Annotated in this window: 11 protein-coding genes; 9 read left to right on the top strand and 2 right to left on the bottom strand. The window is 32.2% G+C overall.

The features are described from left to right. Positions 1-29: 29 nt before the first annotated feature. The 7 genes from MHM83_RS08310 (at position 30) to MHM83_RS08340 (ending at position 8,225) form a co-directional block, all read left to right on the top strand. Positions 30-1,187 (top strand): 5-(carboxyamino)imidazole ribonucleotide synthase, encoded by a 1,158-nt coding sequence (locus tag MHM83_RS08310; protein WP_239179197.1) that lies wholly within the window; start codon positions 30-32, stop codon positions 1,185-1,187. A 38-nt stretch (positions 1,188-1,225) separates the two neighbouring features. Beyond that, complete coding sequence (gene purE, locus MHM83_RS08315) at positions 1,226-1,705, top strand: 5-(carboxyamino)imidazole ribonucleotide mutase (protein WP_073181718.1); 480 nt, start codon at positions 1,226-1,228, stop codon at positions 1,703-1,705. Positions 1,706-1,787: 82 nt separating this feature from the next. Next, positions 1,788-3,815: a M3 family metallopeptidase gene (locus tag MHM83_RS08320; protein WP_239179200.1), complete on the top strand. Its 2,028-nt coding sequence runs from the start codon at positions 1,788-1,790 to the stop codon at positions 3,813-3,815. 138 nt (positions 3,816-3,953) lie between these two features. Beyond that, positions 3,954-4,292 carry a hypothetical protein gene (locus tag MHM83_RS08325; RefSeq protein ID WP_047788517.1) on the top strand — a complete coding sequence of 113 codons (339 nt, stop codon included), beginning with the start codon at positions 3,954-3,956 and terminating at the stop codon, positions 4,290-4,292. A gap of 193 nt (positions 4,293-4,485) precedes the next feature. After that, positions 4,486-6,846 carry a TonB-dependent receptor gene (locus MHM83_RS08330; protein ID WP_239179202.1) on the top strand — a complete coding sequence of 787 codons (2,361 nt, stop codon included), beginning with the start codon at positions 4,486-4,488 and terminating at the stop codon, positions 6,844-6,846. Between the two features lie 19 nt (positions 6,847-6,865). After that, complete coding sequence (locus tag MHM83_RS08335) at positions 6,866-7,690, top strand: hypothetical protein (protein ID WP_047788518.1); 825 nt, start codon at positions 6,866-6,868, stop codon at positions 7,688-7,690. Between the two features lie 61 nt (positions 7,691-7,751). After that, entirely contained in the window at positions 7,752-8,225 is a 474-nt protein-coding gene (locus MHM83_RS08340) for a DUF4625 domain-containing protein (RefSeq protein ID WP_239179204.1), read from the top strand. Between the two features lie 3 nt (positions 8,226-8,228). Here MHM83_RS08340 and MHM83_RS08345 read toward each other — a convergent pair whose 3' ends face one another. Together MHM83_RS08345 and MHM83_RS08350 are read right to left on the bottom strand one after the other, a co-directional pair. Continuing rightward, positions 8,229-9,458, bottom strand: coding sequence for a glycosyltransferase (locus tag MHM83_RS08345; RefSeq protein ID WP_239179206.1), 1,230 nt, complete (start codon positions 9,456-9,458; stop codon positions 8,229-8,231). Between the two features lie 4 nt (positions 9,459-9,462). Beyond that, positions 9,463-9,933, bottom strand: a complete 471-nt coding sequence (locus MHM83_RS08350) for a heme-binding domain-containing protein (RefSeq protein ID WP_239179209.1) — start codon at positions 9,931-9,933, stop codon at positions 9,463-9,465. A gap of 187 nt (positions 9,934-10,120) precedes the next feature. Here MHM83_RS08350 and lpdA point away from each other — a divergent pair, with 187 nt between their 5' ends. Beyond that, positions 10,121-11,521 (top strand): dihydrolipoyl dehydrogenase, encoded by a 1,401-nt coding sequence (gene lpdA / locus MHM83_RS08355; RefSeq protein WP_239179211.1) that lies wholly within the window; start codon positions 10,121-10,123, stop codon positions 11,519-11,521. 143 nt (positions 11,522-11,664) lie between these two features. Further along, on the top strand, positions 11,665-12,474 hold the full coding sequence (locus MHM83_RS08360; protein ID WP_239179213.1) for a helix-turn-helix domain-containing protein: 810 nt from the start codon (positions 11,665-11,667) through the stop codon (positions 12,472-12,474). Positions 12,475-12,495: the final 21 nt, after the last annotated feature.

Below are 12,495 nucleotides of genomic sequence, written 5' to 3' on the forward strand. Positions count from 1 at the left end.
GCAACAACAACACAATTAACACATTTATCGTGAAAAACTACTTTTCTTCAAACTTTAAATTGGGTGTTCTAGGGGGCGGCCAATTAGGAAGAATGTTGCTTACCGAAACGCAAAAATTCGACATTTACACTGTTATTTTAGACGGAAATGCTGACGCTCCTTGCGCTCAGATATGTAACGAATTCCATCAAGGAGATTTATTAGATTATGATACTGTTTACAATTTTGGAAAACAAGTAGATTTGTTAACCATAGAAATTGAAAACGTAAATATTGATGCTTTAGATGCTTTAGAAGCTGAGGGATTAACTATTTTTCCGAAGCCTAAAAACTTAAGAACTATTCAAAATAAAGCACATCAAAAGGTGTTTTATCACGATAATAACATTCCTACTGCTGATTTTTCTAGATTTACTTCTTTAGAAGAATTAAAACATGCCATAAGTAATGAAGCGGTTACGTATCCTTTTGTATGGAAATCTGCTCGATTTGGATATGATGGTAATGGAGTAAAAATAGTTCGTGCTATCAGTGATTTAGAAAACCTTCCTACAGGTGAGTGTATTGCTGAAAAGTTAATTCCTTTTAAAAATGAATTAGCTGTTATTGTTGCTAGAAATGCAAGCGGAGAAACTAAAACTTACCCAGTAGTTGAAATGGAATTTCACCCAGAAGCAAATCAGGTAGAATATGTAATTTGTCCTGCAAGAATTGACGATGCAGTTGCTGAAAAAGCGCGCGAGGTTGCTTTAAAAGTTGCGGATGCATTTGATTTCGTTGGACTGTTAGCTGTGGAAATGTTTCAAACTGAAAATGACGAAATTTTAGTTAATGAAGCTGCTCCAAGAACTCACAATTCAGGGCATTATTCTATTGAAGCAAGTTATACTAATCAATTTGAACAACATTTACGAAGTATTTTAAACCTTCCATTAGGAAATACCGAAAGTAAAGTAGCCGGAATCATGGTGAACTTAGTTGGTGCAGAAGGCTATACTGGAGATGTCGTATACGAAAATATTGAAGAGATTTTAAAGATTGACGGCGTTACTCCTCACATCTACGGAAAAAAGACAACCAAACCTTTCCGTAAAATGGGACATGTAACTATTGTGAATGAAGATATAAATGAAGCGAGAAAAGTCGCTCAACAAGTAAAAGAAACCATTAAGGTAATAGCAAAATAACCTCTCGACTACACTCGAGATGACAAAAACATAAATTTATGGTAGGAATTATCATGGGAAGCGATTCAGATCTTCCAATTATGCAAGAAGCAATTGATATTTTAGAGAGTTTTGATATTCAAGTTGAAGTAGATATCGTATCTGCACATAGAACTCCTGAAAAATTATTCGATTATGCTAACAATGCACACAAGCGTGGTGTACAAGTTATTGTTGCTGGTGCTGGTGGTGCTGCTCATTTACCTGGAATGGTAGCAAGTATGAGTCCGTTACCAGTAATTGGAGTTCCTGTAAAAAGTAGAAACTCTATTGATGGTTGGGATTCTGTTTTATCTATTCTTCAAATGCCAGGGGGTGTTCCTGTAGCTACAGTTGCTTTAGACGGAGCAAAAAATGCAGGAATCTTAGCTGCACAAATTATTGGAGCTTCAGACAAATGTGTGTTAGACAAAATTATCGCTTATAAAGAAGGCTTAAAACTGAAAGTTGAAAAAGCTTCTGAAAGCGTAAAAAAATAAGTACCTTAGTACAATATTAACTTGAAGGCCTCACAGATTTTTTTATTTGTGAGGTTTCTTCAATTTTTTAAACTAAATTTTCATGACTAAAAATCCACTTTTACAAGATTTTAATACGCCCCCTTTTTCTCAAATTAAAGAAGAAGATTATAAACCCGCTATAAAAGAAGCTATACAAATAGCTAAAGACGAAATTGATGCTATTGTAGAAAATTCTGAAGCTCCAACTTTTGAAAATACTACAGTTGCTTTGGACAACACAGGTAATAAATTAGATAGAGCTACTTCTATCTTTTTCAACTTAAACTCTGCTGAAACAAATGAAGAAATTCAAAAAATAGCGAAAGATATTTCTCCTTGGTTAAGTGAGTTTAGAAACGACATGATTTTAAATGAGGGGTTATTTAAACGTGTAAAAACTGTATACGATCAATTGTCTGATTTAAACTTGACTCCTGAACAAGAAATGTTGTTAGATAAACAATACAAAAGTTTTGCACGTAACGGAGCAAATTTAAATGAAACTGACAAAGCTGAGCTTCGCAAAATTGATGCTGAGTTAGCAAAATTATCGTTACAGTTTGGTGAGCATGTATTGGCTGAAACCAATGCTTTTGAATTATTAATTACCAATGAAGATGATTTAGCAGGCTTACCTGAAAGCGCTAAAGAAGCTGCTAAAGAACTTGCGAACTCAAAAGGTAAAGAGGGTTGGATGATTACCTTAGATTATCCAAGCTATATTCCTTTTATGACCTATGCTGATAATAGAGAATTGAGAAAAAAGTTAGCAATAGCTTTTGGTAAAAAAGGTTTCCAACAAAATGAATACAACAATGAGCAAATTGTAAAAGATATTGTAACCTTACGCCACAAACGTGCCAACCTATTAGGTTATAAAACCCACGCTCATTTTGTATTAGAAGAGCGTATGGCTGAAACTCCTGAAAAGGTTATGGAGTTTTTAAATGAATTGTTAGAAAAAGCGAAACCTGCCGCACAACGTGAATTTGATAATTTAGAGGCCTATGCTAAAAAACTAGACGGAATAGACCAGTTACAAAAATGGGATGGTGCTTACTATTCTGAAAAGTTAAAAAAAGAGTTATTTAACTTAGATCAAGAGTTATTAAAGCCTTACTTTAAGTTAGAAAATGTAATTGACGGTGTGTTTACTGTAGCTAACAAATTGTACAACTTACAGTTTGAAGAAATTGACACTATTGATAAGTATCATGAAGATGTTAAGACATATGCTGTAACTGATACTGATGGTAATTTTGTTTCGTATTTTTATGCTGATTTTCATCCAAGACCAGGAAAACGTAACGGTGCGTGGATGACTTCTTACAAATCACAATATAGAAGTAATAGTACAAATGAAAGACCTCAAGTCTCTATCGTTTGTAACTTTACCAAACCAACACAAACCAAACCTTCTTTATTAACTTTTAACGAGGTTACTACCCTTTTCCACGAATTTGGTCATGCTTTACACGGAATGTTGGCTAACACTACTTATAAAAGCTTATCAGGAACTTCTGTTTCTTGGGATTTCGTGGAATTACCTAGTCAGGTTTTAGAAAACTGGTGTTACGAAAAAGAAGCGTTGGAATTGTTTGCGAAACATTACGAAACTGGAGCAATTATTCCTATGGAATATGTTGAGAAAATTAAAGAATCTGCAAGTTTCCACGAAGGAATGCAAACCTTACGTCAATTAAGCTTCGGATTATTAGATATGTCTTGGCACTCTGGGAATTCTCCTGAAACTATTGCTGATGTAAAAGAGTTTGAAACGAATGCTTTTGCTGAGACTAAATTATACCCTGATGTAGCAGAAAATTGTATGAGTACTTCCTTTTCTCATATTTTTCAAGGAGGGTACTCAGCTGGATATTATTCATATAAATGGGCAGAGGTTTTAGATGCCGATGCTTTTGAATATTTTAAAGAAGAAGGTATTTTTAATAAAGAAATTGCCGATAAATTCAAGAATAATGTATTATCTAAAGGAGGAACAGAAGAACCTATGGAGTTATACAAACGTTTTAGAGGTAGAGAACCAAAACCTGATGCTTTATTAAGGCGTGCTGGATTAATGAGCTAAATCTCTTTATTACTTTATCTAACAAAAACAGCTTCCTCTTATTAGGAAGAAGAAGCTGTTTTTTTAATAAAAATTAACATAATTTAATATAAAAAAATACAACAAGCATTTATTTTTGCCATTTATCAGTTATAAAAAATGAGCTTATATAAAAATAGCATATTTCGTAAAATCACCTCTTTATCATTGGTGGTTCTTCTTATGCTTCCTATTCTTATAAAAGCTACTCATCATCATGATAATGAAGCACACCACCATAACTGTAAAGAAAAATCTACTCACTTACACGAATCGGTAAACGACCATTGTGATATTTGTTATTTTTCTTTTGCTTCTTTTGATGTACCTACACAAAATTTCTCACCAGCTTTAGCTATTCTTCCTAGCAAGACGATAGTAGATAATTACAAGTCAATTATCTTACCTTCTTACCAATGTCTGAATAGAAAGCTTAGAGGACCTCCAACTTACTCATAACATACTAAATTTAGAACATACTTAACTTTCTTGTATTAAGAATTGTTGTAAATATATATGCATATAAACCTACTAAGTCTGTAGTGTATTTACCATTTACTTTTTCTATTAGTTAACTATCTGTTCTATATTATTTAATCAATAGTTGAGCGCTTACAGTTCAACTACTACAATTCGTTTAATTCTATTTACAATGACAAAACAAAGCTTAGGTGCTTTATTTTGTGTATTGTTTCATACTATTCTTTTTGGTCAGAACACTAATTCTGTTACTATTAAGGTTATTGATGCAACAACACAAAGTGAGTTACCCAATGCTCACGTGAGTATCGGTTCAAAGCACGCATACACAAACACTAGAGGAAGTAGTACTTTTTTTAAACTTTTAAACAAAGAATACCTCTTAACTGTTACTCATGTTGGGTATGTTACTTATAAAGAAAGTATTTCTCCTACTAATTCAGTAATAGTTATTCCTCTAATACAAGACAATTCAGTATTAAATGAGGTGGTTATTGCACAAAACCCTAAAAAAACACTAACAAAGTTCTCTAGCAACACACAAAGGATTGATGTTGATTTTTTAGAGAAAAACAGGGATAATAGTTTAATGCAAACTCTTAAAGACATACCAGGAGTTAGTACAATAACTATAGGTTCTGGTCAATCCAAACCTACCATTAGAGGTTTAGGTTTTAATAGAGTTGTTGTTGTTGAAAACGGTATAAAACACGAAGCACAACAATGGGGAGCCGATCATGGTTTGGAAATAGACCAATATAATATTGACAATATAGAAGTTACTAAAGGAGCCGCTTCTCTACTCTATGGTTCAGATGCAATATCGGGTGTAATTAGCCTGAAAAACAATTTACTACCTGATGTTAATTCCTTTGCTGGTGAACTAAACCTTACCAATAGAAGTAACAACGATTTTTATGGAGTTTCTTTAGGTGTTAAACAACGTTATAATCATTGGTATTACAAAGCTAGAATAACTCATGAAGATTATGGCGATTATAAAGTTCCTACCAAAAAAATAACGTACGATAATTACATTTTTGATTTGCATAAAAATTACTTACGTAATACAGCAGGATTTAATCATAATGTTGGAGTTTCTATAGGTTATGTATCTGATAATATAAGCTCTATAACTTCTTTTAGTAATGTTAATTCTAAAAACGGTTTTTTTGCTAATGCTCATGGTCTGGAAGTGAGAACTTCTAAAATAGACTACGATGTTGACAATAGAGATATTGATTTACCATATCATAAGGTCAATCATTTTAAAATAACAAATAATACCAGTTTTCTATTCCCCAATTATACGTTAGATGTTGAGCTTGGGTTTCAAAATAATCATCGCGAAGAACACTCAGAACCTGTTCCACATGGTTATATGCCCAAGCCGTCATCTACAATGGAACGCTTATTTAAAAAGAATACCTATAGTCTTAATGTAAAAAGTCAATTACATAACTTTAATAAACATAAAGTTACTACAGGTGTTAATTTAGAGTATCAAGATAATACTATTGATGGTTGGGGGTTTCTTATTCCTGAATATACTCGTTTTACAGCTGGGGCTTTTGTGTACGATCAAATAAAACTCAACGACAAATTATATTTAGATGGTGGTGTACGTTACGATTATGGTATAATAAAAACACAGCCATATTACGAGTGGTTTTTATCTCCTGTTACTGACGAAAACGGAAACACTACTCAGCAACAACTACAGCGTTCAAAAAGAAAGAGCTTAACTTTTGGAAGTTTTAGTGCTTCAGCTGGATTAAGTTATGGACTTAAAAATACATCGTATAAAATAAATATAGGTAAGAGTTTTAGAATTCCACTGGCAAACGAATTGGCTTCAGACGGAGTAAACTATCACATGTATCGATACGAAGAAGGAAGTCTTGACTTAGAACCTGAAAGTTCTTATCAAATAGATGGAGAGTTTAAAACTAACTTTAGTAGAGGATCTATTCAAATCACGCCATTTGTCAATTATTTTGATAATTATATTTATTTAAGTCCAACGTCAGAGTATTACGAAACACTTCAGAAATATCAATACAATCAAAGTCGTGTTTTTAGATATGGTGGCGAAATTATGGCGCAATATGAACCTATTGATAAATTATCTATTACAGGTTCTTTAGAATATGTAAAAGCAAGACAGTTAAGTGGAAAAAAGAAAAACTTCACACTTCCTTTTTCTCCTCCATTAACAGGAGTTGTTTCGCTTGAATACACATTGAATCCTTGGTCTACTTTTGGAGAAACTAAAATATTCTATAGTGTACGATTAGTTTCGGATCAAAACAATATTGTTCCTCCTGAAAAAACTACAGGAGGGTATTCTTTATTTAACATCGGTTTACATACTAGTGTAGATCTTTTCTCAAAAAAGCAGCCTCTTAAAATTCAAGGTAGGCTAAATAATATTTTAAACAACAAAGTATTCGACCATACAAGCTTCTACAGACTGATAGAGGTTCCTGAACCTGGAAGAAACTTTTCAATAACAATTATACAAACATTTTAATTATTTAATTTTTTTAATCATGAAAAACACATTTAAATCAGCAATCTTATTTTTCGTAAGTCTTTTAATCATTTCTTGTAGTGATGAAGATAACATCCCAGATACTTTTGATGAAAATATTAATACAGAAAATTTCAAAGGCTTGGAGTTAGGTAATTCTGATTTTGTTTTACCACAATCGAACATAGATGTTCATATTGAATTTGGCTATGAGGGTACTAGCAAAGTTTCTAAAATTTATTTTGACGTAGAAGCTTACGATGTTCCAAAAGTTAAAAACGGTGAACTAATTTGGGAGTTAAAAAACCATTTAGTACCTGTTGACCGATATGAAGGCCAATTAAACCCTCATATACATTACCATGTATATTTTGATGAAGAGAACAAGTACACTCCTTCTTTTACACCTGCTGAAGGGATTTATAAATTCAAAATTACTGTTGAACATGAAGACGGAACTAAAAGTGCTATTACTAAAAAGTTACATATCATTCAAAAATTTAAAGACTTAGAAATTGGGGAGAACAACTCAATCGCTTTTGGAAAAGATGAGTTACACACAGAATTTGAATATGTTTCTGGTAATAATACTGTTACTGAAATTAAATATGAGTTTTGGTTCGAAGAATGGAGAGAAGGACAGAATGTTGAAGTTGGAAAGTGGGACAAAGTAATTACTGTTTTACCTAAAAATTTATATGAAGGAGTTAAAAACCCACACATACATTATCACTACGATTTAATTCCTGGAGCTCCTGTAGGAAACTACTGGTTAAACATTTACGCTAAAGAAAGTGGTGAAAGTGAAACAGTAAAGCTGTCTATTCCTCTTGAAATAAAATAATTATAACTAATTAAAGACTACTTGATTTTCTCAAGTAGTCTTTTATAAATAATAAACTACCATGAAATTATTAAAAATAACAAGCGCTTTACTCTTCTTAACTTTGGTAAACTTTGGTTGTAGTAGTGATTCTGAAGAACCAGATACTGAAAAACCAACTATTACCATAAATTACAACGAAGGGTTTCCTAAATCGTGTGCTGTATTAGAAAAAGGAAAAGAGTACACAATACGTGTAAAAGTGTCTGACAACATAGCTTTGGCCACTTATGCTATTGATATCCACCATAATTTTGATCATCACACGCACGATGACCAAGGTTCTAATTGTGAATTATCTCCTATAAAAGATCCTGTTTCTCCTTTAATTTTTATGGAAAATTACACAATTGATAATAATCTTAAAGAATATGAAATAGCACAAAACATTACAATTCCTACTGATATTGATTCTGGTGATTACCATTGTCAAATTTCTGTAATTGATGTTACTGGATGGCAAAGTAGAACCTCTGTAGATATTAAAATTAAATAAGTTCTATTTTTTATTCTTCTCTTCAATCCACTTGCTCATAAACTTAGTAGTCTGTAAGGTTTGATGTTGCAACAAACTTCCAAGAAAATTTTGTGTACGATGTATTTCAAAATTTTCTTGGATTTTTTTAATCCCCCTAATAAAAGAAACACCTAACTTGTCTTTATCATATAGTGAATTAATTATTTCTATACCTTTTTGTTGAGACTTTTTCCAAAGAATATCATAAGTATATAGCTCTATAGCTTTATTAGCAAACTTCTCAAAATTATCTTCTATAAATCCGTTCCAAGGTAAGTTGTCATACATTCCTTCTGCTCCTATCGAAGTAGTAACACTTGGAGTTCCACATTCCATTGCTTCGGTTAACTTTCCTTTAATTCCCGCACCAAAACGAATGGGAGCTAACACGACTCTAGCATTTTTAACTACTTCGAGCGCATCTTCTGCAAAACCTTTTATAATAAATCCTTCTTTTGGTTTATGCAATTGCTGAATTTGCTGCGTAGCATAGGCTCCGTAAATATGTAATTCTGCCTCTGGTAATTGCTTTCTTATCGTTTTCCAAAATGTTTTTAATTGTAAAACAGCATCTACATTTGGAGCATGAAAAAAGTTACCTATAAACACAAAATGTTGTCGTTCTTCAAATGACTTCCATCTTTTTACTACTTTTTCGTCAATTGAATTCAATAAAAAAGGTAAATGATATAGTAAAGATTCATCAACTTTAAAAACGTCTTTCAATAACTGCATTTCGTAGGTTGAAATAATCAAACTCATATCACAACGTAAAATAGCAGCGATTTCTCGTTTTGCTTCATCCGACTTCAATAATGCTTCTGTAGAAAATTGTTTTCCTTTTTTTAATTGTTGATGACGTGTTTTACGTAAAAAATGTAAATCTTCTGTATCTAAAACTCGTAAAGCTTTCGGGCAATATTCTGCTACACGCCAACCAAATTGTTCTTCCATCATAAAACGATCGAACAACACAACATCAGGTTGAAGTTCCGTAATAAAATTATCAAAAGAACTTGAATTCAATTCGATAGATTTTTCTTCAATTCCTAATTCAGCTAAGTTTAAAGAGTTTTCAGTTTTTTGAGCTGGTGTGGCAAAAGTAATGGTATAATTATGGTTTTTAAAAACATTGATTAGCTGTAGCATTCGGTTACCAGCTCCTGTTGTTTTTTCTACCCAAACATACCCAATAATTAAAAGTTGTTGCATTAATTTAGTTCGCTAATTGCGTTTGGTAGTTATTTTGAACGCTTTTTGCCCACTCAGTGATTTGTTGTACTTCTTCTTTAGACAAACGAGCATCGGCATGCATCCAAGTATATGAATCTAATGGCATTTTTCCTTTTTCAACTTCTTCCCAAACCTCTTTCATTTTGTGTTCCTTTCTTTTTAAAGAATAGGTAGCCCATTCAGAAAAATTCAATTCTTCTTTTCCGTGATTTACATGATCTGCCAACCAATAATTCACAGGCGTAATACTGCTATACCAAGGATAACGTGTTAAGTTACTATGACAATCAAAGCAAGCCGTTTTTAAAATTTTATGCACTACATCATTTGGCTTGGTTTCTTCTATAAAATACTGAACAGAAGTAATTTCTCCTTCATTTTTTTCTGGTTGAAAAAATTGTACTATTACTAACAATAGTAATAAAACTATGATTATTTTTTTAAAAATTTTCATACAATGCGTTTAAGTTTTAAAGATATGAAAACTAATTTTATCGACAAATAATTGTACTTTTGTACTTCATTTTTACGAAAGCCCAAAATGGGCAATTGCAAACAATGGTTAACATAAACACAAATAGTTGAACTATTAGTAATGGACATTGTGCAATATAAATAGATGAAATTATAAAACACAACTCATGAAATACGATTTAATCGTTATTGGTTCTGGTCCAGGAGGATATATCGCTGCTATCAGAGCCGCTCAATTAGGTTCTAAAGTTGCTATCATTGAAAAATACTCAACTTTAGGTGGAACTTGTTTAAATGTTGGATGTATTCCTTCAAAAGCTTTATTAGATTCTTCGCACCATTACTATGATGCAGTAAATCATTTCGAAGAGCACGGTATCTCTGTAGAGAAACCTTCTTTTGACTTCGGAAAAATGGTAGCTCGTAAAGCAAATGTAGTAGAAACTACTACAGGAGGTATCAAATATTTAATGGACAAAAATAATATTGAAGTTTACGAAGGTTTAGGATCTTTTGAAGATGCTACGCACGTAAAAATCACTAAAAATGATGGTACTGAAGAAGTAATTGAAGGTACTAACATTATTATAGCTACTGGTTCTAAACCATCTTCTTTACCATTTATTACTATTGATAAAGAGCGTGTAATTACTTCTACAGAAGCTTTAAAACTTCCTGAAGTTCCTAAGCACTTATTAGTTATTGGTGGTGGTGTTATTGGTTTAGAGTTAGGTTCTGTTTACAAGCGTTTAGGTGCTGAGGTAACTGTTATCGAGTACGCTCCAACAATTACTCCAACCATGGATAAAGATGTTTCTAAAGAACTGACTAAAGTTTTAAAGAAACAAGGAATGAAAATTAATGCTAGCCACGGAGTTACTTCTGTTGAAAGAAATGGTGACGAGGTTGTAGTAAAAGCTACTAATAAAAAAGGTGAAGAGGTTACTTTCACCGGAGATTACTGTTTAGTTTCTGTAGGTCGTCGTCCGTATACTGAAGGATTAGCTTTAGAAAAAGCGGGTGTAAAAGTTACTGAAAGAGGAATGGTTGAAGTAAATGATCATTTACAAACTAATGTTTCTAACATTTATGCAATTGGTGATGTAGTTCGTGGAGCTATGTTAGCGCATAAAGCAGAAGAAGAAGGTGTTGTGGTTGCTGAATATTTAGCTGGACAAAAACCTCATATTGACTATAACTTAATTCCTGGTATTGTTTACACATGGCCAGAAGTAGCGGCTGTTGGTAAAACTGAACAAGAATTAAAAGATGCTGGTGTTGATTATAAGTCTGGAAAATTCTCAATGCGTGCATTAGGACGTTCTCGTGCAAGTGGAGATTTAGACGGATTTGTAAAAGTATTGGCTGATAAAAACACTGATGAAGTATTAGGAGTTCACATGGTAGGTGCTCGTGTTGCTGACTTGATTATGGAAGCAGCTGTAGCAATGGAATACAGAGCTTCTGCGGAAGATTTAGCTCGTATTTGTCATGGACATCCAACCTACTCTGAAGCTGTAAAAGAAGCAGCGAAAGAAGCTTGGGATGGTAAACCACTAAACGCTTAATAAAAAAACTTTAAACATACTTTAAAAAGCAATCTCGTATGAGGTTGCTTTTTTACTTTACTTCAATTGGCTAACTTTTCTAAGTTTTACTAAATTCGTCTTTTTTATAAAAATATAGACAGAAAACACCTAACTTATAATTAATGAATAATGTCTTTGAAACTTTTAGACCAAAAAACCCTATAATAGCACAACATGTCCATTATTATTATTTGGATGTAAAACCACAAAATAAAAAAATAGAGTTTGATTGCTATCCACATTTCAATAATTCCATCTCTCTTTACAACTCACATTTTAGTCCTGAAATTGGAAAAATAGTTTTTAAAAATGATACTAATCCTCTTCAAATTTTCACTCCTTTAAGAGAAAATATTTTTAATGTCACACAAATTGGTAAAGTACATAGAATTGTAATAATTTTCAACCCTTTGGGTATTCATCAATTTTATAGGGGGTTATCTTTTACATATTTTATAACAAAATTCAATTTCTTTTCTGAACTTGAACTTAACGCTCTGTTTAGCTCACAAAATATTAACACTATTGCAGGATTATTAGACCAATTTTTATTTCGTAGATATGTAGCCTATAACAATACTATTTTAAATAATGCTATCGAGGTAATTTTTAACAATTTTGATACTATAACTATTGAATGTTTAGCTTCTAAATTAAACGTGAGTAGAAGGCACTTAAATAGACTTTTTAATTCTCATTTTGGTGTTTCAGTCAAAAAGTTCAACAAAATTGTACTTTTTAGAAAAACTTTAGAAAAAAAACTCTTAATCGATTCGGAACAAAGTTTTACTTCTTTGGCACATGAGTTCAATTATTTTGATCAATCACACCTTACTAAACTTTTCAAGAGCCTTACTTTAAGTTCCCCTAAAAACCTTATAAAAAAAGGAACACAACTTGGTAATGAAGATACTTTTTGGCATTTAAAATAGCTACCGTCCCATTTTTACAAG

This window comes from Tenacibaculum sp. Mcav3-52 (assembly GCF_022347665.1).
Lineage (GTDB): Bacteria > Bacteroidota > Bacteroidia > Flavobacteriales > Flavobacteriaceae > Polaribacter > Polaribacter mesophilus.

Bases quoted from the DNA above. Each gene is read 5' to 3' on its own strand.
- purE (WP_073181718.1), top strand. From the start codon at position 1,226: ATGGTAGGAATTATCATGGGAAGCGATTCAGATCTTCCAATTATGCAA.
- MHM83_RS08320 (WP_239179200.1), top strand. From the start codon at position 1,788: ATGACTAAAAATCCACTTTTACAAGATTTTAATACGCCCCCTTTTTCT.
- MHM83_RS08325 (WP_047788517.1), top strand. From the start codon at position 3,954: ATGAGCTTATATAAAAATAGCATATTTCGTAAAATCACCTCTTTATCA.
- MHM83_RS08330 (WP_239179202.1), top strand. From the start codon at position 4,486: ATGACAAAACAAAGCTTAGGTGCTTTATTTTGTGTATTGTTTCATACT.
- MHM83_RS08335 (WP_047788518.1), top strand. From the start codon at position 6,866: ATGAAAAACACATTTAAATCAGCAATCTTATTTTTCGTAAGTCTTTTA.
- MHM83_RS08340 (WP_239179204.1), top strand. From the start codon at position 7,752: ATGAAATTATTAAAAATAACAAGCGCTTTACTCTTCTTAACTTTGGTA.
- MHM83_RS08345 (WP_239179206.1), bottom strand. From the start codon at position 9,458: ATGCAACAACTTTTAATTATTGGGTATGTTTGGGTAGAAAAAACAACA.
- MHM83_RS08350 (WP_239179209.1), bottom strand. From the start codon at position 9,933: ATGAAAATTTTTAAAAAAATAATCATAGTTTTATTACTATTGTTAGTA.
- lpdA (WP_239179211.1), top strand. From the start codon at position 10,121: ATGAAATACGATTTAATCGTTATTGGTTCTGGTCCAGGAGGATATATC.
- MHM83_RS08360 (WP_239179213.1), top strand. From the start codon at position 11,665: ATGAATAATGTCTTTGAAACTTTTAGACCAAAAAACCCTATAATAGCA.